This window comes from Kitasatospora gansuensis (assembly GCF_014203705.1).
Lineage (GTDB): Bacteria > Actinomycetota > Actinomycetes > Streptomycetales > Streptomycetaceae > Kitasatospora > Kitasatospora gansuensis.
Window position 1 is genome coordinate 1,483,567 of record NZ_JACHJR010000001.1, and the last position, 25,306, is coordinate 1,508,872.

The 25,306-nt window shown below is 68.5% G+C and carries 15 protein-coding genes; 11 read left to right on the top strand and 4 right to left on the bottom strand.

Annotation, left to right across the window (positions count from 1 at the left end):
- Positions 1-110 precede the first annotated feature (110 nt).
- Entirely contained in the window at positions 111-4,910 is a 4,800-nt protein-coding gene (locus tag F4556_RS39370) for a LamG-like jellyroll fold domain-containing protein (protein WP_184912490.1), read from the bottom strand.
- 581 nt (positions 4,911-5,491) lie between these two features.
- Here F4556_RS39370 and F4556_RS06780 point away from each other — a divergent pair.
- On the top strand, positions 5,492-12,334 hold the full coding sequence (locus tag F4556_RS06780) for an RHS repeat-associated core domain-containing protein (RefSeq protein ID WP_184912492.1): 6,843 nt from the start codon (positions 5,492-5,494) through the stop codon (positions 12,332-12,334).
- A 757-nt stretch (positions 12,335-13,091) separates the two neighbouring features.
- On the opposite strand, the gene F4556_RS06785 is transcribed toward F4556_RS06780, so the two are convergent.
- The gene (locus F4556_RS06785; protein ID WP_184912494.1) at positions 13,092-14,267 is read right to left on the bottom strand and encodes an acyl-CoA dehydrogenase family protein; all 1,176 of its coding nucleotides are present in this window, start codon (positions 14,265-14,267) and stop codon (positions 13,092-13,094) included.
- 123 nt (positions 14,268-14,390) lie between these two features.
- Here F4556_RS06785 and F4556_RS06790 point away from each other — a divergent pair, with 123 nt between their 5' ends.
- The 6 genes from F4556_RS06790 to F4556_RS06815 all read left to right on the top strand — a co-directional run bounded on the left by F4556_RS06790 (position 14,391) and on the right by F4556_RS06815 (position 18,591).
- Entirely contained in the window at positions 14,391-14,924 is a 534-nt protein-coding gene (locus F4556_RS06790; protein WP_313068192.1) for a GNAT family N-acetyltransferase, read from the top strand.
- A 65-nt stretch (positions 14,925-14,989) separates the two neighbouring features.
- On the top strand, positions 14,990-15,343 hold the full coding sequence (locus F4556_RS06795; RefSeq protein ID WP_184912496.1) for a DUF2809 domain-containing protein: 354 nt from the start codon (positions 14,990-14,992) through the stop codon (positions 15,341-15,343).
- A gap of 130 nt (positions 15,344-15,473) precedes the next feature.
- On the top strand, positions 15,474-16,337 hold the full coding sequence (locus tag F4556_RS06800; RefSeq protein WP_184912498.1) for a hypothetical protein: 864 nt from the start codon (positions 15,474-15,476) through the stop codon (positions 16,335-16,337).
- A gap of 73 nt (positions 16,338-16,410) precedes the next feature.
- On the top strand, positions 16,411-16,911 hold the full coding sequence (locus F4556_RS06805) for a SigE family RNA polymerase sigma factor (RefSeq protein WP_184912500.1): 501 nt from the start codon (positions 16,411-16,413) through the stop codon (positions 16,909-16,911).
- A gap of 51 nt (positions 16,912-16,962) precedes the next feature.
- Positions 16,963-17,151, top strand: coding sequence for a hypothetical protein (locus tag F4556_RS06810; RefSeq protein ID WP_184912502.1), 189 nt, complete (start codon positions 16,963-16,965; stop codon positions 17,149-17,151).
- A gap of 54 nt (positions 17,152-17,205) precedes the next feature.
- The gene (locus F4556_RS06815) at positions 17,206-18,591 is read left to right on the top strand and encodes a class II fumarate hydratase (protein WP_184912503.1); all 1,386 of its coding nucleotides are present in this window, start codon (positions 17,206-17,208) and stop codon (positions 18,589-18,591) included.
- Between the two features lie 75 nt (positions 18,592-18,666).
- Here F4556_RS06815 and F4556_RS06820 read toward each other — a convergent pair whose 3' ends face one another.
- Both F4556_RS06820 and F4556_RS06825 read right to left on the bottom strand, forming a co-directional pair.
- Complete coding sequence (locus F4556_RS06820) at positions 18,667-19,140, bottom strand: SPW repeat protein (RefSeq protein ID WP_313068193.1); 474 nt, start codon at positions 19,138-19,140, stop codon at positions 18,667-18,669.
- A gap of 96 nt (positions 19,141-19,236) precedes the next feature.
- Positions 19,237-20,226 carry a winged helix DNA-binding domain-containing protein gene (locus tag F4556_RS06825; RefSeq protein ID WP_184912505.1) on the bottom strand — a complete coding sequence of 330 codons (990 nt, stop codon included), beginning with the start codon at positions 20,224-20,226 and terminating at the stop codon, positions 19,237-19,239.
- Positions 20,227-20,273: 47 nt separating this feature from the next.
- On the opposite strand from F4556_RS06825, the gene F4556_RS06830 reads away from it, so the two are divergent.
- The 4 genes from F4556_RS06830 to F4556_RS06845 all read left to right on the top strand — a co-directional run bounded on the left by F4556_RS06830 (position 20,274) and on the right by F4556_RS06845 (position 25,282).
- Positions 20,274-21,533: an outer membrane protein assembly factor BamB family protein gene (locus F4556_RS06830; protein WP_184912507.1), complete on the top strand. Its 1,260-nt coding sequence runs from the start codon at positions 20,274-20,276 to the stop codon at positions 21,531-21,533.
- 114 nt (positions 21,534-21,647) lie between these two features.
- Positions 21,648-22,949: an outer membrane protein assembly factor BamB family protein gene (locus F4556_RS06835; RefSeq protein ID WP_184912509.1), complete on the top strand. Its 1,302-nt coding sequence runs from the start codon at positions 21,648-21,650 to the stop codon at positions 22,947-22,949.
- A 64-nt stretch (positions 22,950-23,013) separates the two neighbouring features.
- On the top strand, positions 23,014-23,556 hold the full coding sequence (locus F4556_RS06840; protein WP_184912511.1) for a PadR family transcriptional regulator: 543 nt from the start codon (positions 23,014-23,016) through the stop codon (positions 23,554-23,556).
- Between the two features lie 25 nt (positions 23,557-23,581).
- The gene (locus F4556_RS06845) at positions 23,582-25,282 is read left to right on the top strand and encodes an acyl-CoA dehydrogenase family protein (protein ID WP_184912513.1); all 1,701 of its coding nucleotides are present in this window, start codon (positions 23,582-23,584) and stop codon (positions 25,280-25,282) included.
- Positions 25,283-25,306: the final 24 nt, after the last annotated feature.

The following is a 25,306-nucleotide window of genomic DNA, read 5'->3' on the forward strand; positions in this document are numbered from 1 at the left end:
GGCGGGTAGACGGACTCGTCGGTGAGGGGGTGTCAGCGACCGAAATGGGCGGTGCCCCGTCGTACGGGACGACGGGGCACCGGTGTTGCGTGGTGGGGTGGTCGGTCTGTTCAGCTCAGCTGGACCGGGGTGGGCTGGGTTCCTGCCTTGAGGGCAGCGACGGTTGCGGCGGGGAATGCGGTGTTCCAGGTCTGGACGTCGCTGATTTTGCCGGGGAAGGGGTTCTCGACCTTGGCATTGCCGATGGTGAGGGGACCGCCGGCCGGCCAGGTGGAGATGTTGCTCGCGGTGCTGACGAGTGTGCCGTTGACGTAGAGGCTGATGGTCTGGTTGGTGGCGTCGTAGACGCCGACGAGGTGGGTCCAGGTGTTCAGTGCGGGGAGTGTGGGGTCGTAAGCGGCGGCGTAGGTGGCGAGGTTGGCGTCGTCAACGCTGGGTGTGGTGAAGGTCCAGCTCTTGAAGGCCGCTGAGTACTGGAGGAAGAAGGCACTGGTGCTGTTGCCGGACTGGCCGACGACGGTGGCGAAGCCGTTGGTGTTGGTGAGGTACGCCCAGGCGGAGACGGTGTAGCTCTGTGTGGTGTTGATGACCGGGCCTGCCGTGCTGGCGCGGGCACCGGGCGTTCCGTCGAGGCCCAGGACGAGGCCGCGGGTCGCGTCGTTCGGCCAGCCCGAGTGACCGGCGAGGGTGAGGTCGTTGGGGCGGATGCTGTCCGTCTTGTCGGCGAGCTTCCACCGGTCAGCCGGCTGTGTCAGCAGGTAGCCGAGCGTGGTGGCGGGGCTGAACTGGGCGATGTTGGACATGGCCGTGACGACGGTGACGTCGGTCAGGGCGGTGGGGTAGGTCTGGACGTCGCTGACAGAGCCGGCGAGGTAGTCGCCGTAGGAGTTCGTGCCGAGGAGGCGTCGGCCGATCTGAATCGGGCCGGTGGCGTTCCAGGTGGTGCCGGCGTACGTGGCGGTTCCTGCTTTGGTGCCGTTGACATAGAGGGTGAGCTGCTTGCTGGCGGCGTCGTAGACGCCGGTCAGGTGGTACCAGGTGCCCATCGTGGGAGCGGCGTTGCCGGTGGTGGGGCCGTAGGCGGCGGTTTGGTTTCCGGTGGTGTCGTCCGCCCATGGGTGGCCGAAGGCGAAGGCGTGCTTCCAGCTGGAGTAGTAGAGCTGGAGGCCGTTCGCGCTGGTACCGGACTGGGAGACGAAGGTCGAGTTGTTGTCCAGGCTGGACAGCTTGGTCCAGGCCGACACGGTGAAGCTCTTGCCGGTGTCGACGCTGGGGTTGACGCTGGCGGCGTAGGCGGTGGCGCCGTTGCCAGTGAGGACATTGCCGCGGGTGGCGTCAGCGGTGACGGTGGCTCCGCCGTTGGGGGTGAGGGTGTTGGCGGCCCTGGCCGCGTTGGTGTTGTCGGTCAGCTTCCAGCGGTCGGCCGGGCCCGCTCCGGGGTTGCTGACGATCTGGCCGTTGGCCGCGATGGCGTAGATCTCGGGGTTGCCATCACCGTTGACGTCGCCGGGAGTTGAGATCGCGGGGTACGTCGTGCTGTTGAGGCCAAGAGGGAGAACCGACTGAGGCGCGGGCAGCGCGCCGCCGGACGTGCCGGCCCAGTTCTGGTTGCCGCTGCCACTGCAGTCGTAGATGACCAGTTTGGTCCCCGGAGCCGGGTTGGAGCCGGGATCGTCCACGCAGCGCCCGGACTGCAGGTTCTTCAGGGTTCCGGGTTGCGGTCCGGGTATCCACTGCTGGGAGCTGGAGTTGTTGCAGTCCCAGAGCTGGACGGGGGCGTCGTTGCCGGTTCCGCGAGCCTCCAGGCACTTGCCGAGGACGTGGACGGTGTTGTCCGTGCCGAGGGTGAACCGCTGGGCGTCGGTGCTGTTGCAGTTCCAGATCTGGGCGGGTGTGCCGTTGGTGGTTGCGGAGCCGGCGATGTCGAGGCACAGACTCTGGCCGGAGGTGCCCGTGATGCCGGACACCAAGGAAGCCTGGGTGGGGGCGGTGATGACGCTGGTCGGGTTGCCGTCGTTGTCGAAGGTGAGGGGGTAACTGCTGATCGCCCCGGTGACGTTGTTGCGGACCCACAGGGTCGGGGTGCCGCCGGTCGTGGTGGCGGTGGGGGCGGTGCCGGTCACGGTCGCGCCGACGTTGCCGACGCCGACCAGGGTGGTGTTGGTCCAGTCGCCGCTGCCGATGGGGCGCACGTCACGGAAGTAGGTATTCGGGTCATCACCGCCGATGTAGTACCAGAGCTTGCCGCTCTCCACTGTGATCATGTCCGGTGCCAAGGCGCGCTTCGCTGGGTGCGTGGCGTTGTACAAGGAGGCGGATATTGTTCCGGGAGCGACCAATTGGGTGAGTTGAGACCAGTCGGACGGCTGCCCGGAGCAGGTGAGCGGTCCGTTGCTGGTCTGGCAAGCTCGATGCTCCAGTGGGCCTTGGACGTTCTCAGTGAGGCTGAAATGCCCCGCAGCCCCTGCAGGTACGGCAGCCGCGTCGTTGTTGTAGATGTACATCAGACGCAACGCCTTGTTGTAGGCGAAGAGGTCGTCGATGCCCTGCTGACTGAGGCCACCACGGTGAGCGATGAGATAGTTGTTCCAGCCATCCCTCCGTGGGCTCCGCGCGCTGGTGGAGGCGGTGACTGGCGTGCTGCTGGGGTCGGAGTTTCCGCCTATCAGGGTGAGGTTGCCGTCGGTTGTCGTGGCGAGCATGTCCGGAATGCCATCGCCTGTGAGGTCACCTGCGGTGACCTTGGCGTTGGGGTTCCAGGGTGCGTAGAAGCTGTAGGTGGCGGCGGTGGCCTGGGTGTTGCCGGCGTTGTCGATCGCCCGGACGTAGAGGGTGTGGGTGCCCCACTGGTTGTTCGGGACGGTGATCGGGATGGTGGCGGTGGGCTTGCCGTTGACGAGTGTGGCGTTCACGGTGCTGGCGCCGGAGACGGGGATGTTGGTGTCCAGCGCGTACTGGAATGCCTGGACGCCGCTGCTGATGCAGGGGTTGGGGGCGCAACTGCCCGGCACCGGGTCGGTGGAGCTGACGCTCACGGCTGCGGCCTCGCCTGCGTGGGCTGTGGTCGGGGTACCGCTGCCCAGGGGTGGGAAGGTTGCTGACGCTGTGAAAGCTGCCAAGGTCGGTGGGCTGAGGTCGACGTTGAAGTAGCAGTACGCCGAGCTCGGCCCGCTGAGGGTGCCGTCCGTGGCCCAGACGTTCCAGCCGTACTGGTGACCGTCACGCACCTGGGCACCGATGTTGGTCCTGACAAGCGTCCCCGTAGCGGCATCACCGGGGCTCACCGGCCAGGAGACGTCGGCGGGAGAGCCGGCACCGTTGCTGGTCATGTTGTCCCAGACGTGGTAGCCCGCCTTGAGGCTGACGCCCTGCATCTCGGTGGTGAGCGTAGCGTCCAAAGTAATGTTGGAGGTGTTGCCGTTCAGACTGGTCATACCGATCCAGCCCGGCGTACCCGCACCGCAGGCCGCTTCGGCGGGGTTCTGCGTAGCGGGGGTGGTGTTCATACCGGACGGTGCCTTGGGCGCGATGTCGTACGTGGTCTTGATGTACGGGTTGGTGCCGAAGCGCATGAACCCGTAGTTGGTGTCGTACTTGCTCTCGTTGCCGAACAGACCGAACGTCAGGGCGTCGTTGTCGAGGTAGTTCCTGATGGTACTGGTGACGTCGAAAAGCACCGGAACGGGGTCACAACGACCTGCGAAGGCAGCGCTTTTGACGGTCTGGGTGCGGATAGTGGAGACCTCGCGCGGGCCTGGCCAGACGGTGTCCTTGTTGATGGGGTCCATGAGTTTGAGGGTGACGGGCCAGGTGTTGCTGCAGCCGTTGTCGGCGCCGTAGGTCTCGGTGAAGTACAGGGTCGAGTTCGAGACAACCATGCGGCTGTCAAGGTATTTGGTGTCGATTTCGTAGAAGGAGCGGTAGAGGCCGAAGCACTCGTCGTAGTGCTGATAGCCAATGCCCTGGCCGTTGGTCTGGGGCTGGTCGTAGAGCTTGTCGCCCGGGCAGCCCTCCTTGACCTCGGTGTAGTGGTTGGTGCTGCCGGTGGCGGGGCTGACGTAGGGGTCGATGTACACGGGCCAGGTGGTGGTCGGGCTGGTGAGCTGGCCGGCGTCGGGGGTGAGGGTCAGACCTGCGCTGTCTGCGCTGACAGCGACCGAAGAGACGCGCGCGTCGCGGCCGGGACCTTTCTCGGAGGAGACAGCCGTGTCGGACGCGTCGATCGTGATACCGACGGAGTCGGCCGCCCGCGCGGCGGGAGCCACTGGTGCTGGTGCGCTCAACGACTTGGCAACGCCGGCGGTCGGCGCCGTGGCGACGGTGGAGTCCCACATCACGGGGGTGGGTGTGGTGAAAGCGGCCGTGCCGTCGGATGCCTTGGCGGTGATGTTGCCGGCTTGATCGGCTGTGACGGTCAGCCCGTTGGTGGTCGTCGCCAGGCGCAGGCTCTTCAGGACCGGGTTGGCGGCCGCTGTGGCATCGCGGACGACCAAGACCTCACGGAAGGCGCCCTGGTCGGTGACGGTGGCCTTCAGGTCCACACCAGGCAGCACGCTCTCATAACTGGCATTGTCGCCGGACACCGTGGGTGCGGGCAGCCTGAACGGGAACGTAAGAGCGAGGCTGCGGCCCTGAGAGTCCGTGAAGGTGGCGAGCGGGCCAGTCCCTCCACCGGAGAGCACCACACCGGACGGGGTGGCCTTCGGCGCGTAGGTGCCGTCGGGGTTCTTGGCAAGGGTGGCGTCGACCGGGGTCCAGGTGCCGTTCTTCTTGACCCGGGCGGGCTGCTGATGGTCAGTGCGGGTCAGCGTCCCATCGGGGTTGGCGACGGTGAGGCTGATCGGAGTGGTCAGCTCATCGACCGTCACCGACTTCCCGGTGCTCTTCGCCTTCGCCCTGGCGACCTGCACCGGCCCGCCCCCCGCCGATGCGAGCTCCGTGGCGGTACTGGCCGGGGGTGTCGTGTTGCCAGGCGGGACCGCCCATGGGCGGTCGTCCGCGAACGCCTGCCCTCCGAGTCCAGTGAGAGTGGCGGTCACTGCTGCTATGAGTGCGACAGCACGATGGCGCGACCGCCGCGAGGGCGGCCGATAGTCTTTGTGATACATCGTCAGATTCCTTAATATTGCAAAACTTTGGCCAAACATGGCGCGACCGCTAGCGCTGGCGTAACTGCCTGCCCCCGAGATTCGCCCCATTTCGTCCATCGTGATCGACTCCGCCTCATTTAGCAGTGACACTCCGTCATCAATGAGGCCCAGTAGTCATTTCTGATGACCGAGGAAGGCTATTGCGCCCCCTTGTGTGCTGGCAATAGCGTTCCGCAGCCAGGCATCTTCCCTGGTCAGGGACATAACGGACCATCAGTAGGCTCCGTAAATTGATTGACGGGAGAACGCGCGTCGTGCACGCACGCTCGATAGGTTTGAGGGGCGCGCGTGGTCGCGCCAGATTCAGAGGGGGAACCCTCTTCACAGCGGTCCTGACAGCGATGTCTCTGATGGTGCCGATAGCGAGCGCCGAGACCCTCGTGGGGCCGTATAAGTACACGGACAAGTTGTGGGCGGCGGATCCGCTGCCGGACTTGCCGAAGGTCCAGGGCCACAACGCCGATGGCAGCGGCAAGGCACTCGACTCATCGGTTCCGGTGGGTGCCCGTGAGCTCCGCTCCCACAAGGTCGAAGCAGCCAAGTGGCCTGCTGCCTCGACACGTACCGTCAAACCCGGTGTCGCGCAGGCGTCTTCGGGCCCGGTAACCGTTGCCCCGGCTACTGCTGACGCGCGGACGAAGGCTGCGGCCGGTGGATCGCCCCAGGGCGACCCGTCCTCGGTAAAGGTCGAGACGGTCGATCACGCGAAAGCTCAGGCCGCGAACGTGGACGGTCTGTTGGTCGGGCTGACGCAGCAGGACGGCCAAGACCCGGGTGCTGTAGCGGTGTCCATCGACTACGGCTCGTTTGCGCAGGCTTACGGCGGCGGGTGGGCCTCCCGCCTGCACCTGGTGCAGATGCCGGCGTGCGCGCTGACGACGCCCGAGGTCGCGTCGTGCCGCACCCGGCAGCCGCTGGAGACGGTCAACGACCCGGTGACGCACAAGCTCAGTGCCACGGTTCAGCTGCCCTCGCGGACTGGACTGAGCACTGGTGACGCTGAGGCGTCGTCGATGTGGCTGGATGCGGTGGCATCCTCCGGCACGGCCGTTGCGGCTGTGTCCGGAACCGGCGGCTCACAAGGCAGTTACACCGCCACGTCACTGTCGGGGTCGGGTTCGTGGGGCTCCAGCCAGGGCGCCTTCACGTACGGCTACCCGATCAGCGTCCCGCCCGCTCTTGGTGGAAGCGCACCGTCGGTGGGCCTGTCGTACAACTCGCAGTCGGTGGACGGCAAGACCTCGGCACGCAACTCGCAGGCGTCATGGATCGGTGACGGCTGGGACTACTCGCCCGGCTTTGTCGAGCGGACCTACAAGTCCTGTGCCAACAGCGGCATCGCCAACTCGGGCGACGAGTGCTGGGCCGGCTGGAACGCCACGCTCTCGCTCGGCTCCGCATCCGGACAGCTCGTTCGCGACGCAAACGGCGTCTACCACCTGCAGAACGACAACGGCACCAAGGTCGAGTTGCTGACCGGTGCCGCGAACGGCATGTGGAACGGCGAGTACTTCAAGGTCACCACGACTGATGGCACAGCCTATTATCTCGGCCTCAACCACGCGCCGGGCACCGCCTCCGACGCTGCCACCAACAGCGCCTGGGCCGTGCCGGTCTATCACCCCAACCCCGGCGACCCGTGCTACAGCTCCGCCACGGGCAAGAACTCCCAGTGCGCCGCGCAGCCCGGCTACCGGTTCAACCTCGACTTCGTCGTGGACCCGAACGGCAACGTCCAGCGCTATGACTGGGCAAACGAGACCAACTACTACAACCTCGGCTACGGCCAGGTCGCCCAGTCCGGTGGTGGTGGCACGCTGACGCCGTACACCCGCGGTGGGTATCTCACCCAGATCTCCTACGGTTACAAGCTCGCAGATGCGAAGGCCAGCCGGGAACCGTCGGCGCAGGTCGTCTTCACCCCAGGTCAGCGGTGCACCACCTCCGATACCGTCTGCCAGTACCCCAACCTGTCAGCCTCGACGGCGACGAACTGGCCCGACGCCCCCTATAACCTCAACTGCTCCTCCGGCATGGCCACTTCCGGCACCGGAAGCAACGTCTGCCAGGTCGGGTCGCCGACGTTCTGGTCCACCTACCGGCTGAAGTCCATCACCACGAAGGTGAAGGTGGGCAGCGCCTGGCAGGACGTGGACTTGTATGCGCTGACGCACCTGTTCTCGGACGCCGGCGGCACGATGGACCCGGTCACCGGCAAGACGGTCGACCCCGCCAATGCCGGGATGCTCCAGTCGGTGATGTGGCTGTCCAAGATCCAGCACACCGGCCTGGACACCAGCGCCGGCGGCGGTACGGCCCCGCCGCTGGACCCGGTGACCTTTACCGGCATCGAGATGAACAACCGCGTCGACGGCCTCACCCCGGCAGCCCCGCCGCTGTACCGTCCTCGGATCTCCAGCATCCAAACGGAGACTGGCGAGTCCATCGTGGTCAAGTACCGCGACCCGGAATGCTCCAGGGTGAACGGCATCATGCCCGCCTCGGCCGACAGCAACACCAAGGCGTGCTATCCCGTCTACTGGACCACTCCTGGGGCAGCAGCCCCGATCGCCGACTGGTTCCACAAGACCCTCGTCGAGCAGGTCACGGACAACGACCTCACCAAGGCCGCCTCTCCCGCGAAGGTCACCAAGTACATCTACTTCGACGGCGCGGCCTGGCACCGGGACGACTCCGAGTTCACCGACGACAAGTACCGTACCTGGAACGACTTCCGCGGGTTCCGCACCATCACCACCGTCACAGGTGCCGCACCCGACCCGATCACCAAGACCGTCACTTCCTACTTGCAGGGTATGGACGGCGACTACAAGGCCGACAAGACCCAACGCAGCGTCAGCCGTGCCAACTCCCTTGGTGAGCAGACAGTCGACAGCAACTGGCTGGCCGGCATGACCCAGGAATCCGACGCCTACACGCAGGCCGGCGGCACCATTACCGGCAAGGCTCTCGCCTCGGCACCAGTTGTCACCGACGCCGGCACCGGCGCCGTTAGCCAGGCACGCACGGCTTGGACATCACAGACACCGGCTCCGGCGCCGGACACGCTGTCGACACTCCCGCCGCTGACGGCTCGTCGCGTCGTCTCCGCATCCCAGCGCTCTCTAGGCCTGCTCGCAAGCGGAGCGTGGCGCACCACCCGGACCGACACCAGCTACGACAGTCTGGGGCGGCCCGAGAAGGTCGATGACAAGGGTGACATCGACGTTGCCGCGCAGGAGAACTGCACCACAATCTCCTACGTCAACGCGCCCGCAGCGAACCCGATGATGCTGACTCTCCCCAAGGAGAGTGTCACCGTCACCGGGCCCTGCACCACCGCGCCGGGCAACACCACGACCATCGCCCACAAGCGGTTCTTCTACGACGGCGACGGAACCGTCACCAACCCCGGCACCTTGGGAACCCTCGGAGCCAACACCACCAGCCTCGGCCTGCCGACCGCCGCCCAAACCGTCACCTCGTACGACGGCTCGGGCAGCCCGGTCTTCCAGACCACCGGCGCTATCACCTACGACTCCTATGGTCGCGTGACCAAGTCCCGCGACGCCGCCGGATCTGCCACCACAGCCACATACACACCCGCGACCACGACCCTGCCAACCCAGGTCGCCACCACCAATCCGCTCGGCTGGAATGCCAGCAGCACCATCGCCCCGGCACGCAGCCTGGTCACCCGCGCTGTCGACGCCAACGGCAAGATCACCGACTCCACCTACGACAGCCTCGGTCGACGCACCCAGATCTGGCTTCCCGGCCGCGACAGGGCCGCCTACCCTCTGAGCCCGGACCGCAAGTTCACGTACGCGATCCACGGTGCCGGCACCAACCCCGATCCGTCCGCCGTCATCAGCCAGACCCTGCGCGAGGACCAGTCCTACAGCACCGCCGTCGACATCTACGACGGATTCCTGGCCAAGCGCCAGAGTCAGACGACCACGGCCAACAACTCGGCCGGGCGTCTGATCTCCTCCGCCCGCTACGACTCGCACGGCTGGGCCGTCTCATCGACCGCACCGTACGTGGACACCACCACCGAGCCGGGCAGCACCCTGTTCGTCGAGGTCGAGAACACCCTGCCCTCGCAGACCCTCACCACCTACGACGGCCAGGGCCGACCCACCGTCAGCACGCTTGCCAGCAAGGCCAGCACGCTCTGGCAGTCCTCCACCGCCTACCCCGGTGTCGACCGCACCGACAGCACGCCACCCTCCGGTGGCATCCCCGCCACCGCCTACCGCGACGGGCGCGGCCGGACCACCTCGACGATCGCGCACGGCGGCACCGGCATCGGTGACGTCACCACCACCTACACCTACAACCTCGCCGGACAGGTCGCCACAGTCGCCGACACCGTCGGCAACACCTGGATTTACACCTACGACCTGCTCGGCCGCAAGAGCTCCCAGACCGACCCCGACACCGGCAACTCCACCATCACCTATGACAGCCTCGGCCGGGTCGCCACCGCCACTGATGCTCGCACCCGCACCATCTCCAACTCTTACGACATCCTCAGCCGCCGCATCGCCACCTTTGAGGGCGCCGACACCACCGACGTCACCAAGCAACTGACCAGCTACACCTACGACACCCTGCAAAAGGGCTACCCCACCTCCAGCACCCGCTACGCCGGGGGCTCCGGCGCAGGTAGCAGCGCCTATGTGCAGGAGGTCACCGGCTACAACACTGCTTACCAGGCCACCGGCACCAAGGTCACCATCCCTGCTAAGGAAACCAAGCTCGCCGGCACCTACACCCTTGGAGCTGTCTACAGCACCAACATCGGCCGGCTCGCCCAGAGCATCTACAACGCCGACGGCGGACTAGCCGCAGAGACGGTCGGCTATGGCTACAACCTGCAGAACGGTCTCGTCAGTTCCGGATCGAACCTGTCGCGTTACCTGGCCATCGCCAGCTACAGCCCGCTCGGTCAGATCCTGCAGTCCACCTACGGCAATGCAGGCACCCAGTTCCGCACCGCACAGACCTACGACGACGCGACCGGCCGCCTGAACACCAACCGCGTCAGTCTCCAGACCACTGCCAACTTCCCCGTATCAGACAGCACTTACGGTTACGACCCGGCGGGCAACCTCACCACCGCCAGTGACACCCAGTCCGCAGGCGGCGTCAGCCTCGCTACCGACACCCAGTGCTTCGGCTACGACGGCCTCGACCGCCTGACCACTGCCTGGACCGACACCAAGGGCATCACCGCTCCCACCGCCGGCCAACTCGCCAAGTGCACCAGCACCACGCCTGCACCCGCCACCATCGGTGGACCCGCCCCCTACTGGCAAACCTGGCAGTACAACCTCCTCGGCGATCGCACCCAGCACGTCAAGCGCGACGTCACCGGCAACACCGCCAAGGACATCACCCAGACCAGCACCTACCCAGGTGCCGGAACCACCAGGGCCAATCAGCCCAACACCGCAACCGCCATCACGACCACCAGCCCTGCTGGCACCACCACACTCACCCCCCACTACGACCCGGCCGGCAATACCAAGGACCGCGCCAACACCGGCGCCACCGTCACTAACCAGACCTTCACCTACAACGCCGAAGGCCGCACCGAAGCCGTCACTACCAAGACCGGCACCGGCGCTGACCAGAACACCAGCTACCTCTACGACGCCAGCGGCGCTCTGCTCGTCCAAGACGGACCGGCCGCCAAGGTGCTCTACCTCTTCGGCGGAGCCGAACAACTCACCCTCAACAAGTCCACCGACACCATCAGCGGCCTGCGTTACTACCAAAGCCCGGACGGCACCACCATCGTCCGCTCCAGCAACGGCACCGTCACCTATCAACCCACCAATCCCCAGCACACCGCCCAACTCCAAGTCGACGCCACCAGCCTCACCGTCACCCGGCGCGCCTACGACCCCTACGGCAGCCCCCGCGGCACCACACCGTCCGCCTGGGCCGACAACCGCGGCTATCTCGGCCAACCCACCGACACCACCACCGGCCTCAACCTCCTCGGCGCCCGCAACTACGACCCAGCAATCGGCCGCTTCCTCACAGCCGACCCCCTCTTCCAGCCCAGCGACCCCAACCAAATGGGTGGCTACACCTACGCCTCCAACAACCCCACCACCAGCAGCGACTCCACCGGACTCAAAACCGCAGCCCCCTACGCCGACGGCGGTAGCGCCCCAAATCCTTCTCCCGGACTCACCCCGACCCCAACGATCGGAACCCAATCCGCTTCCACCGCAACCCCGACATGGAGCACAGGAGAATCTCCCTGCAAGCCCGAAGATTTTGGCACTTCTAATTGCGGGAAATATCCGATTGATCACTACGCTATCGCCAAGTCGGCACTGGTGGCCGCATCCATAGGAGGTGGTCTAGCATGCATCGTATATTGCACCGCAGCTGGCATCGCTGCTACCGCTGCCGACGTCGCACTAGGAGTAGCAGACGTTGATGCCGGAGGCAGCTTGCTCCTCGGTGTTCGATATGTGATCGGCTCGGTCGCAGCAGCTGGAAAGTTTATTGAATCCCTCATTGCCAATGCCCCCAAGGGCGCAGAAGCAGCAGACGGGGTCGCCGCAGGGGTGGCGAAATCTGCAGAGGGGGCTGCGGCAGGCAAGGCCGCAGATGGAGCCGCCGCAGGGGTAGCGAAACCTGCCGAACCAGCAACAACCCCCGCAACACCAGCCGCCCCTGCCGTTCCAATAGCAGAAGCTTTCGAAGGGCGGCCATGGATTCCAGGAAGCACTGCGAATACTCTTCGGGGCGATCCGTATATCATGGCAGAGACGAGAGAGCTGAGCAGGGCAGTTAATCCAGAGGGAGGAAAGCGCAATTGCGGACTCTGTGCCATCGCTACCGATGCCAGGTTGTCCGGAAGTCCCTCATCCGTTCCGGGAGCCCCGGCTCCCTTGACCAGGGATCAAATAGAAGCCCTAACTGGTCATACATTCATACGGCCAGGGAGTAGCGGCAGGCTGTCAGACCTCGTGCAAGAGGTCATCAGCTGGGGGCCCGGCGGGCAGGGCCTAGTTGGGGGCTGGCCAACCAGGGGAGTTGGGCATATGTTCAACGTAGTAAACATTGATGGAGTGGCGGTTTTTATTGACGGACAAAAGGGACTCTCTACCCATGTACCATCTTGGAGAGAATACTGGGTCGCAAGGACAAGGTAGCTATGACTCTAGATAGATCTTCAGCTCTCCAACTGGGCGCTGAATTCCTCGCGGAAGATGTCAAAACATGGACTCACCCGTCCGAAGTGAGAATAATTCCGGAAGCGTCATTCGGCGATGCAAACCTGCTCATCATCCCGTACGACACAACAGAGTTCCTGGATCGCGGAATTAGTAGCGCAAGTCTGATGGGAAATTTGCCGATATCGGTAAATCTAGAGACGGGAGAGTGTGACTTCATCGACATGCTAGAAGTTCTCGAATATATTAATCGTGGACTTATGTGATCAGCCATCCAAAATAGCAGGGTCTCGATCCTCAAAGGGATACCCCTTGCTAGCCCATAGCCTTACCCAGCAGAGGCCCCGCCGAAATGTCCCGGCGGGGCCTCTGTAACTCCCCGGGACGGGTCTGTAAATTTGCTCTGCCCCTTAATCGGTGGTGACGAACGGTGGCGGCCTTCATTTAGCATTGCATGCGAAAGGTCAACGGGCTTGTGGGCGTGGCGCTTCCGGGATTGCCGTCGCTGGTCATCGAGGACGTGGTGAGTGAGGGCGAGGCCATCGGGTTTGACGATCTCGACCTTGAACTCCGGCGCGAACGAGCAGCGAGGGCGCGAGTCCAGCGTCAGCTGTCCAGGGAGAGGCCCGTGCTGTCCAGGAAGCCGGGGTGCGCGAGGCGGCGTTCTGAGCTGGTCGATCTGGTCAGCAGGTGACCGGTCCGCCTATGCAGATGCATCGGAAGATGCGACACACGGTCAGCGGTAGGCCGACTCGCCGGTGATGGTTTCGCCGAGGACGAGGGTGTGGATCTCGGAGGTGCCCTCGTAGGTGAGGACGGACTCGAGGTTGTTGGCGTGCCGGAGGACCGGGTACTCGACGGTGATGCCGTTGGCGCCCAGGATGGTGCGGGCGGTTCGGGCCACCTCGATGGCGGTGCGGACGTTGTTGAGCTTGCCGAAGCTGATGTGGGCGGGGCCGCACTGGCCGGCGTCCTTGAGGCGGCCGATGCGGTGGGCCACCAGGTAGGACTTCTCCACTTCGAGCATCATCTCGACCAGCTTCTGCTGCGTCAGCTGGAAGGCGGCGATGGGGCGTTCGAACTGGATCCGGGTCTTCGCGTAGTCCAACGCGGTGGTGTAGCAGTCCCGGGCCGCGCCGACGGTGCCCCAGAGGATGCCGTACCTGGCCTCGCCGAGGGAGGAGAGCGGGCCACGCAGGCCCCGCACACCCGGGAGCACCGCGTCGGCGGGCAGGACGACCTCGTCCATCACCAGCTCGCTGGTGACCGAGGCGCGCAGCGAGAGCTTGCCGTGCACGTCGGTGGCGGAGAAGCCGGGGGTGCCGCGTTCGACCAGGAAGCCGCGGACGCCGTCCTCGGTCTGGGCCCAGATCACCGCGACGTCCGAGATCGAGCCGTTGGTGATCCACATCTTGGTGCCGGAGAGCACCCAGTCGGCGCCCTTGCGGCGGGCCCTGGTGCGCATGTTGGCGGGGTCGGAGCCGAAGTCCGGCTCGGTCAGGCCGAAGCAGCCGATCGCCCGGCCGGCCGCCAGCTCCGGGAGCCAGCGCTGCTTCTGCTCCTCCGAGCCGAAGGCGTGGATCGACCGCATGGCGAGCGAACCCTGCACCGAGACGAAGCTGCGCAGCCCGGAGTCGGCCGCCTCCAGCTCCATGCAGGCGACGCCGTACTCGACGGCGGTGGAACCGGCGCAGCCGTAGCCGTCCAGGTGCATGCCCAGCACGCCGAGCTCCCCCAGTTCGGGCGCCAGCTCCTTGGCCGGGAAGACCCCCCGGTCGAACCAGTCCCCCACGTACGGCCGGATCTTCTCGTCCGCGAACTTCCGTACGGTGTCCCGGATCAGGCGCTCCTCGTCGGTGAGCAGCTCGCCCACCGCGAGCAGGTCGGCCGGGTCGGGGCTGGTACGTGCCATGTCGGGCTCCTCGGGGCGGGGTGAGGGTGCGAGGGGAGTGGCACGAGTATCGCGTAACACCAGAGCAACAGGGACGTGGCAAGGTGCGAGACACCCACCACATTCGAACGGAGCAGCACCGCCGTGACCACCTTCACCCGACTGACCGTCACCGATCTCCTCGACCACGCCGCCGGGCTGGGCGAGCTGCTGGCCGACGCGGTGGCCGGCGGCGCGTCGGTCGGCTTCCTGGACGGCTTCACCCCGCAGCAGGGCGAGCGGTGGTGGCGGGGCCTGGTCGAGCCGGTGAAGGGGGGTCAGCTGCTGCTCTGGGCCGCCCTGGACGGCCCCCGGGTGCTCGGCACCGTGCAGCTCCGGCTGACCTCCTACCCGAACGGCCGGCACCGCGCGGACCTGGCGAAGCTGCTGGTGCACCGGGACGCCCGGGGCCGGGGTCTGGGGCGTCGGCTCCTGGAACTCGCCGAGCAGGGGGCCGCCGAGCACGGCGTCACCCTGCTGCTGCTGGACACCCAGACCGACAGCCCGGCCGAGCAGCTCTACCGGGCGGCGGGCTGGACGGCCTTCGGCACCGTCCCGGAGCACGCGGCGGACCCGGCCGGGGTGCTGCGGCCGACCACCTTCTTCCACAAGGCCCTGCGCACCGAAGCGACGAAGTGACGGCAGATCAGCCTTGATAGGCTTTTGAACGCGCTCAGAAACTCTGGCCGCACGGGGGTGGGGCTGTGCGTTTCCGGATTCTGCTGCTCATCGCGGGCACCGTCGCCGCCGGGCTCGGCCTGCTCGCCGTGGTCGACGGCGCGGTGGCCGACGTCTTCCGGGACGCGCTCTACACCACGGTGCTGTACCTGCTCGTACTGCTCGCCGCTCCCCGGGCCAGGCCGACCGCCGCGGCCGGGATCGCGCTCGGGCTGAGCTTCGCGGTCGAGTTCCTCCAGCTCACCCGGATCCCCCCGGCGCTGCGGCTCGTGCTCGGTTCCACCTTCAACCCGCCCGACCTGCTCTGGTACGCCGTCGGGGCGGCGGCCTGCCTGCTGATCCACCGTCGGCTCCGGCGGCCGGGAACCGGGTCGGGGTGAGGCGGCGTCAATTGCTCGCCGGAGGCTGCGACCAAAACCCGGGGCCGACCCGTCTGGTGGGTTAGAGCCCGCGCAGAGCGGGCCCGCATGGCCGGCGTGCGGTTGGCACCAACAAGGGACAGCAACCGAAATGAACGAAGAAGACGGGTTCCGACCCAACGAGTTCCACCACACGCTCGACACCGAACTGGCCGCCCTCACCACCCCGGCGCTGGGTGACCTGGTCGGACAGGCCGCCAAGGGCGGCCGTCGGAAGCGGCGCCTGCGCGCCGCCGGTGCGGCCGTCGGGTCGGTGACCGCCGTGGCCGCGCTGGCGGTGCTGGTGGGGTCGCTGGGCACCGGCTCGGCGCAGTCGACCGTGGCGGGCCCGGCCACCGGTATCGGGCCCGCCGCCGCGCCGGCTGCGGTCAGCGCATCGCCGTCCGCCTCCGCCTCCGCCTCGGCGACCCCGACGGCGCAGGCCGACCCCCTGGTCCCGGTCACGGCTTCGAGCCTGCTCGACGCCGTGGTGAAGTCACTGCCGGCCGGGCTGACCGCCGACACCTTCCGGGCCAATCAGGCGACGGTCCCGATCGTCGACCGCCGCGGCTTCCCCTCGGTCTTCGCCTTTGTGCACACGCCGGCCGGCACCGGCCGGATCGGCGTCGGTGCCTACCAGACCGATCCCGAGCAGCAGCGCTTCTGCTGGGACGGCACCGGGGGCGGCACCACGACCGTCTGCTCCACGTCACCCGCAGGTGACGTGGTCGAGGTCGAGACCAACCCGACCAACTGCATCCAGGCCACCCGGGTCACGGTGTACCGCCCGCAGAACCTGGCCGTCGCGATCGACATCTCCAGCTGCCTGGGCAAGACGACCGAGCCCGCGGTCCCGGCCCTGACGAAGGAGCAGGCCGTCGCGCTGGCCAGCAACCCGCTGATCGGCACGACCATGCCGTCCGCCTTCGTCGCGGCCGCCAACGCGAAGTACCCGGCACTGCCCGAAGCGCAGTAACACACCTCCGGCCGCCGCGGCCCCGTTTCCGGGGCCGCGGCTCTCCCCTTGACCCCACGAGATCCGGAGCCCGATGGTGCGCACCGAAGCCGAGTTCATAGCCTTTGCCGAGGCCAACGTCACCCGCCTGCGGCAGACCGCCTACCTGATGTGCCGGGACTGGCACCTCGCCCAGGACCTGACCCAGGGCACCCTCACCAAGATGTACGTGGTCTGGAACCGGCTCGCCCGCCAGAGCGCCGACCCGTTCAGCTACGCCCGCAAGGTGCTGCTGAACACCCTGCTCGACCACAAGCGGCTGCGCAGCAGCGGCGAACTGACGGTGGACCAGCTGCCGGACCGGCCGGACCCGAGCGACCCGACGGCCGAGCGGCTCACCCTGCTGAACGCGCTGGCGCTGCTGCCCAAGCGCGATCGGGCGATCGTGCTGCTGCGCTACTGGGAGGACCAGAGCGTGGAGCAGACCGCCGAGATCCTCGGGGTGAGCACCGCCGTGGTGAAGTCCCAGAGCATGCGCGCGCTGGCCGTGCTGCGCACGCACCTGGGCGCGGACCGCGAGGCGCTGTTCGGCTGAGCCGGGGCAGCCGACCGTAACCCCCGGCCCCCTGCGGCGGTTGGGCCGGTCATGCGTACCGTGCTCCGAATCGCCGCCACCGCCGCCCTGCTGGTCATGGCCGCCGCCGTACCCGCCCAGGCTCAGGCCGTCCCGTCCGCCGACGGGCACAGCATCCCCGTGGGCGCCATCAGCGACCTGGGCAGCGTGTTGACCCTCGCGGACGTGGGCTACGACTTCGCCACGCTGCTGGGCCAGTAACCCGGAAATACCTGGGACGTCCGCGCGGCTGGCAGAGGCAGGAGGTGCAAGGTCATGCAGGAGTACCGGATCGAGCACGACTCGATGGGCGAGGTGCGGGTGCCCGCGTCCGCCAAGTGGCAGGCGCAGACCCAGCGGGCGGTGGAGAACTTCCCGGTGTCGGGCCAGCGGCTGGAGCGGGCGCACATCGCGGCGCTGGCCCGGATCAAGGCGGCGGCGGCCCGGGTGAACGCCGAGCTGGGCGTACTGGACGCGGAGACCGCCGAGGCGATCGTGGCGGCCGCCGAGGAGGTGGCCGAGGGGCGGTGGGACGACCAGTTCCCGGTGGACGTGTTCCAGACCGGTTCTGGCACCTCGTCCAACATGAACGCCAACGAGGTGATCGCCACCCTGGCGACCGAGCGGCTGGGCCGCCCGGTGCACCCGAACGACCAGGTGAACGCGAGCCAGTCCTCGAACGACGTCTTCCCGTCCTCGATCCACATCGCGGCCACCGCCGCCGTCACCGGTGAGCTGATCCCGGCGCTGGAGCACCTGGCGGCGGCCCTGGAGCGCAAGGCCGAGAGCTTCGCCGAGGTGGTGAAGTCGGGGCGGACGCACCTGATGGACGCCACCCCGGTCACCCTCGGCCAGGAGTTCGGCGGCTACGCGGCCCAGGTCAGGTACGGCGTCGAGCGGCTGCGCGCCACGCTGCCCCGGGTGGCCGAACTGCCGCTCGGCGGCACGGCGGTGGGCACCGGCATCAACACCCCGCCCGGCTTCTCGGCCGCCGTGATCGCCGCGGTGGCCAGGAGCACCGGGCTGCCGCTGACCGAGGCCCGGGACCACTTCGAGGCGCAGGGGGCCAGGGACGGCCTGGTCGAGCTGAGCGGGCAGCTGCGTACCGTGGCGGTCGGCTTCACCAAGATCGCGAACGATCTGCGCTGGATGGGCTCGGGCCCGCGCACCGGCCTGGGCGAGCTCAACCTGCCGGACCTGCAGCCCGGTTCCTCGATCATGCCCGGCAAGGTCAACCCGGTGCTGCCCGAGGTGGTGCTGATGGTGGCCGCCCAGGTGATCGGCAACGACGGCACCGTCACGGTGGCCGGCGCCAGTGGCAACTTCGAGCTGAACGTGATGCTGCCGGTGATCGCCCGCAACGTGCTGGAGTCGGTCCGGCTGCTCGCCAACAGCGCCCGCCTGCTGGCCGACCGGACGGTGGACGGCCTGACCGCCAACGTCGAACGGGCCCGCGAGTACGCCGAGTCCTCCCCCTCGGTGGTCACCCCGCTGAACCGCTACCTCGGGTACGAGGAGGCCGCCAAGGTCGCCAAGCAGGCGGTCGCCGAGCGGAAGACGATCCGTCAGGTGGTCGAGGAGCGCGGCTACGTCGGGGCCGGGAAACTGACGGAGGCACAGCTCGACCAGGCGCTGGACGTGCTGCGGATGACCCACCCCTGAAACGCACTGGATGACCCGCCCCTGAAACGCACCGATGGCGCGGACCTCCCGGTCCGCGCCACCCGCGCAGATACTTCACCCTCCGGCGGCCGTACCTCCGGATCCGCTCCGGCGCATGCCCCGCCCGGTCAGACCTGCCGCCATCCCGACGGCCGCCATCCCGAGGCAGAACATGAGCCCGCCGGTGATCACATTGGTGAGAATGGTCCGCCGGACCGCGTCCGGACCGGAAACCAACCAGGGCGCCATGATCGTCCAGGCACCGATCAGGGTGGCGGCCCAGGCACGCGCGTGAGTGCGCTCGTACGCCGAACCGTAGCCCGCCATCAGTACCGTGAAGGCCAGCCCGAGGATCAGGTTGTTGACCGTCAGCCCGGAGGTGCCGGAGAACCCGATCACCCAGGGCGACACCGCCAGGAACAGACCCGCCAGCATGGCCAGTGCCTCGACCGCTTGCGCCCGGGGAGTCGACACCACCCGCTCGTACTGCTCACGCATCTCCAGGATGTCCGGATGGTGCTCCATGCTCATCGGAAGCTGGGTTGACACCAGGACCACCTCCTCAGTCGGCACTTGGCACGCGCATGCTCACTACCCAGTCTGCGGCAGAAATAACAGTTTGTCCGGATTTGCCCAAGGGCGGGTTCACCCCCAGAAGGACTCCACCGCGGCCGCCTCCGCCGCCCACAGTCCCTCGGGCACCGCCCCGAACGGCTCGACCACCACCCGGCCGCCGTCCCGGCGCCAGCTGCCGAGCACCCGCCCGTCCACCAGCAGCGCGGGCCGGACCACCCCGCCGCCCGCGTTGATCCGCTTCGCGTACCGCTGATCCAGCATCAGACCCCGGTCGCGGTAGCCGAGCAGGAAGTTGTCGTACGCGCCGAGCAGCCGGACCAGCGGCTCCCCCTCCTCCGGCGGCTCCCCGAGTGCGAACAGCCCGCCCCCGACCTCGGGCAGCCCGGCGAAGGCCCGGCGGGCGACCGTCAGGGTCAGCCCGGACCAGGCCGCGAAGTCCGCCGGTCCGGCCGGGCCGAACGCCGTGACGTACCGGGCGGCCAGCTCCGCCGCCACCTCGGCCGGGTCGGCCTCCTCCCCCGCCGGCAGCAGCCGGTACCCGGGCTCGCGCGGCGCCACCTCCGCACCCCGGCAGAGCAGTCCGAGCCCCGCCGCGTACGCCGTCAGGTGCGCCGGAGCCTGGCCGGTCGGCTCGACCCCGACCCCGCGCTCGTTCAGCCGGGCCACCAGCTCGGCCCGGGACAGCGGCTGGGTCAGCACCTCGGGCAGGGCGGCGAGCGCCCGCCCCAGCAGCGCCTCCGTCAGCCCGAGCTCCCGCCGCCTGCGGGCGCCCGCCGCGACGTTGCGCGCTCCGAACAGGGCCAGCAGCGGGCGGAGTTGATCCGTCGGCACCAGGTGCAGGGTGCCGCGCATCAGCCAGCTGCTCACCACCTCGCCGGCCTGGTACACCCGTTGCACCGCCGCCGCCTCGGCCAGCCCGCGCGCCCGCAGGCCGAGCCGGGCGGCGGCCGCGTCCTGCGCCTGGATGCCGGGGGCGCGGGCGGCGATCGCCGCCACCGTGCCTGCCCCGGAGGGGAACTGACTGTGCATCCGCCACCGCAGCAGCTGGTCCTCGTTCACCCCCGTATTCTGCTCCGGACGACCGCTGTCGGACCGGAGGGGGAGCCGTGTTCGCGGATGCCGCACAAGTGAACGTGCTGCGGGACAACGGGCGGTGGACGCTGACCGCGCCGCGCCGCACGCTGTCCCGGCCCGCCGTCTGGGGCGACCGGGTGTACGTGCTGGTCGACGGCCACGCGGCCGCGCTCGACCGGGCCGACGGCTCGGTGCTCTGGCGGAGCCCGCACCGGGTCGGCGGCGAACTCGAGTCCCGGCAGATGGAGTTCACCGCAACCGGGGGCCACCTCGTGGTGCCGAGTGACCGACTGACCGGGACGGCCGAGAAGGCCGGGCTGAGCGTGCTGGACGCCGGGTCCGGCGCCCTGTGCTGGCAGTCCGACGCCGGCCCGCTCGCCGCGTACCACACCGACCGGCGCACCCTGGTGACCGTGCACCGCACCGGGATCCGACCGTGCCGAATCACCGCCCTCGACCTCGCCACCGGCACCCGGCTGTGGCAGCGCGAGGTCCGTTCGCTGGGCACTGCCGTGCTGGCGGCCGGGCGGCTGATCACCTTCGGCGAGGACGAGCAGGGCTATGGAACCGTCGCCCTCGACCTCCGGTCCGGCGCCGAGCGCTGGCGTGACACGCACTTCACCACCATGCTTGCGGTGCCCCCGGCCGGCGGAGCACCCCACCCTCCGCAGCTGCTGGCCTGGAACTGGATCGAAGGCCACATGCGCTGGCTGTCCCTCAAGACCGGCCGTGAGACGGGAGCGTTCGAGGTCACCCGCCAGATCTACCGAGCCCAGATGACCAACGGCAGCCGGAACATCTGGGTCAGGGACAAGAGCCGCCGCGTGCACCGCTACGACACCGCCGCCCCGGCGGACGGACCGTCACACACCTTCCACCCGTTGCGGCGCGGGCTCATGCAGTACCGGGAGCTGGCCGCCCCCGGGGACGGCTGGCTCTACGCGATCGACCGCGCCCGCCACCTGCTCGCCGCCCCAATCGGCCCCGGTGGCCGACACTTACTGCCCCGGCTCCGCTGGCCGGCATCCGTCCCCCGGCGTACCCGCCGGATGGGCTACAGCGGCGTCCTGACCGCAGGCCCCGGCCAGGTCTACGTGGTGCCCCAGGCCAGCGTGGCGGATCACCGCGTGGTGGCCCTGCGCGACGGTGGTGTGCTGTGGCGGTTGCCGCACGACTACTCCGACCTCCGGCCCGTCCCCACCGGCGACGGGGTCCTGCTGACCGGCCACGGCCCGGAGCGCGACCGCCTCCGGCTGGTCGACGCCGACACCGGAGCCGCCGCGGACGCGTGATCCGTGTCTCCACCCGGTGCGCCGGCGTTGCCCGTGAAACTCGTTGCCCAGCAGGATGGCCGGCAGGCGCGGGGGCACGCGGTTCCCGCTCGGCTGCCAGATGAGGAGGAACCCGTGGTCGCGGATGCCATACCGGTACGGGTACAGCGACAGGGCGGCCTGTGGACGCTCGTCGCGCCGCCCGACACGCTGTCCCGGCCGGTGGTCCGGGGGAACCGGGTGTTCGTCCTGGTGGACGGGCGTCCGATCGCCCTCGACCGGGCCGACGGCACGGTGGTCTGGCAGAGCCCGCACCGGGTCATCGGCGAGCAGGAGTGCTGGGCGGCCGGGCTGACGGCGACCGGCGGCCATCTGGTGGCGCCGACCGCGCAGACCGACCGGTTCGGCTCCGAGCCGGCCAAGCTGAGCGTACTGGAGGCCGAATCCGGTTCGCTGCTCTGGGAGTTCGACGCAGGCGAGCTGGCCGAGTACCGCACCGACCGGGAGACGCTGGTGGTCTGGCACGGCCGGGCGGGCGGCTCACCCAGGCGGCTGACCGGCTTCGACCTCACCACCGGCGACCGGCTCTGGGAGCACGCCTTCGAGTCGGTCGGGACCCTGCAGCTGGTGGCCGGCCGGGCGATCGCCTCGGTCCGGGACGACCGGGGCCACGCCGTCACGGCCTTCGACGCCCGTACCGGGGCCGAGCTATGGCGCCGGACCGAGCCCAGCGGCATCCTCTGCGTGCCGAACAACGGCACCCCAGCCGGACCGCCGCTGGTCTTCGTCTGGGGCTGGACCGACGCCCGGCTGATCTCGCTGTCCGTGGCCGACGGCAGCACGGTCGGCGACTTCTCGGTCCGCCACAAGGACCAGCAGTACAACCCGCTGATCATCGACGGCGGCCGCACCGTCTGGGTGGCCGCCGGGTCCCGGGTCGGCGCCGTGCACAGCTTCCGTCCTGGCACCCCGGCCAAGGAGCCGTCGCACACCTTCCACGCGGTGCGGCACCCGCTGTCGTTCGCCGACATCCCGATCGCTCCGGCGGACGGCTGGCTCTACGCGATCGACGACGGTGACCGCCTGCTCGCCACCCCGATCGGCCCCGGCGGCAGGCACCTGATGACCCCGCTCCACTGGCCGGAGTCCGTGCCCCGGCACGACCGCCGGATGGACTCCCTCGACGGGCTCACCGCCGGACGGCACCACGTGTACGCCCTGACCCGGGTCACCCGCGAGGCGCAGGAGTCCGCCGGATTCCTGCTGGACGACCAGCTGATCGCCCTCCGGCACGGCACCGTGCTCTGGCGGCGGCCCCGGGCGACCGTGATCCGCCCGGTGCCGACCGGCGACCAGGTGCTGCTGGTCGAGGGCGACGCCGAACAGGACCGGCTGCTGCTGGTCGACGGCGACACCGGAGCCGCCGCGGAGGGGTGATCCGCGTCTCAACCCGGCGAGGCGCCGTTGCCTATGAAACTCGTTGCATAGGAGGATGGCGGACATGGCACTGGAGCACGCGATCCTCGTCTCACTTCTGGAGCAGCCCGGCTCCGGGTACGAGCTGGCGCGGCGGTTCGACCGTTCGATCGGACGGTTCTGGACCGCCACCCACCAGCAGATCTACCGGGTGCTGCGGCGGATGGAGGCGGACGGCTGGATCGCCGCCGAGGAGGTCGTCCAGGACGGCCGGCCGGACAAGAAGGTGTACGCGGTGGCTCGGGACGGGCGCTCCGTGCTCTCCGACTGGCTGCGCGAACCGGTCGAGCCGGAGACCGTCCGGCACGAACTGGCCGTCAAGATCCGGGCCGCCGCCTTCGACGACCCCGCCGCCCTGATCTCCGAGGTGACCCGCCACCGGGAGAGCCACGCCGCCCTGCTGGAGCGCTACCGCACCGGCGAGCAACGCGACTTCCCGCCCGGCGCCGCGCTCGACCCGCAGCAGCAGCTCCAGCACGTGGTGCTGCGCGGCGGCATCGAGTACGAGCGGATGACCATCGCCTGGCTCGACGACGTGCTCACCACCCTGCACCGCCTCTCCGACTGACCCTCACCACCCCCAGGGAAACCACATGCTCTTCAACCCGAGCACCTATGACCCGAAGCAGTTCGACGACACCACCCGCCGGCTGCTCCGCGCCACCGTGGACTGGTTCGAGTCGCGCGGCAAGAAGGCGCTGATCGACACCTACATCGACCGCGCCTGGTACGGGGACTTCCTCGAATTCGCCGCCAAGGAGGGCCTGTTCGCGGAGTTCCTGACGCCGTCCGCCGCCGACGGCGACAAGCGCTGGGACACCGCGCGGATCGCCGAGCTGAACGAGATCCTGGGCTTCTACGGCCTCGGCTACTGGTACACCTGGCAGGTCACCATCCTGGGCCTCGGCCCGGTCTGGCAGAGCGAGAACGAGGCCGTCCGGGCCCGGGCCGCGAAGCTGCTGAGCGAGGGTCACGTGATGGCCTTCGGGCTGTCCGAGCGCAGCCACGGCGCGGACATCTACTCCACCGACATGATCCTCACCCCCACCGCCGACGGCGGCTTCACCGCGACCGGCCCGAAGTACTACATCGGCAACGGCAACGTGGCCGGTCTGGTCTCGGTCTTCGGCCGCCGCTCGGACGTCGAGGGCCCGGAGGGCTACGTCTTCTTCGCGGTGGACAGCCGCCACGAGGCGTACCACCTGGTCAAGAACGTGGTGAACGCGCAGATGTACGTCAGCGAGTTCCGGCTCGAGGAGTACCCCGTCCGGGCCGAGGACGTGCTGCACACCGGCAAGGCCGCCTTCGACGCCGCGCTGAACACCGTGAACGTCGGCAAGTTCAACCTCTGCACGGCATCCATTGGTATCTGCGAGCACGCGATGTACGAGGCCGTCACGCACGCCCACAACCGGGTGCTGTACGGCCGCAAGGTGACCGACTTCCCGCACGTGCGGCGGGAGTTGACCGACGCGTACACCCGCCTGGTGGCGATGAAGCTGTTCAGCGACCGAGCCGTGGACTACTTCCGCAGCGCCTCCCCGGAGGACCGCCGCTACCTGCTCTTCAACCCGATGACCAAGATGAAGGTCACCACCGAGGGCGAGAAGGTCATCGACCTGATGTGGGACGTCATCGCGGCCAAGGGCTTCGAGGCGGACACCTACTTCGACAAGGCCGCCAAGGACATCCGGGGCCTGCCGAAGCTGGAGGGCACGGTGCACGTCAACCTGGCCCTGATCCTCAAGTTCATGGCCAACTACCTGTTCGCGCCCACCGATTACCCGCCGGTGCCGACCCGGCTCGACCCGGCGGACGACGAGTTCCTGTTCCGGCAGGGCCCGGCCCGGGGCCTCGGCGCGATCCGCTTCCACGACTGGCGGACCGCGTACGACGCGCACGCGCACCTGCCGAACGTGGCCCGGTTCCGCGAGCAGGCCGACGGCCTGTGCGCGCTGCTGCTGGAGCACGCGCCGACCGCCGAGCAGCAGCAGGACCTGGACTTCCTGCTGGAGATCGGCCAGCTGTTCGCGCTGGTGGTCTACGGCCACCTGGTGCTGGAGCAGGCCGAGTTGACCGGCACCGAGCCGGATCTGCTGGACGGCATCTTCGACTTCCTGGTCCGGGACTTCTCCGCGCACGCCACCGAGCTGCACGGCAAGACCTCCACCAGCGAGCCGCAGGCCGCCTGGGCGCTCTCCCAGGTCCGCCGCCCGGTGGCGGACGCCGAGCGCACCGCGAAGCTGTGGGCCCGGGTCGAGGCGCTGTCCGGCGCGTACGAGATGCGGCCGTAAGTCCGTCCGCATGACAGTGCCGGG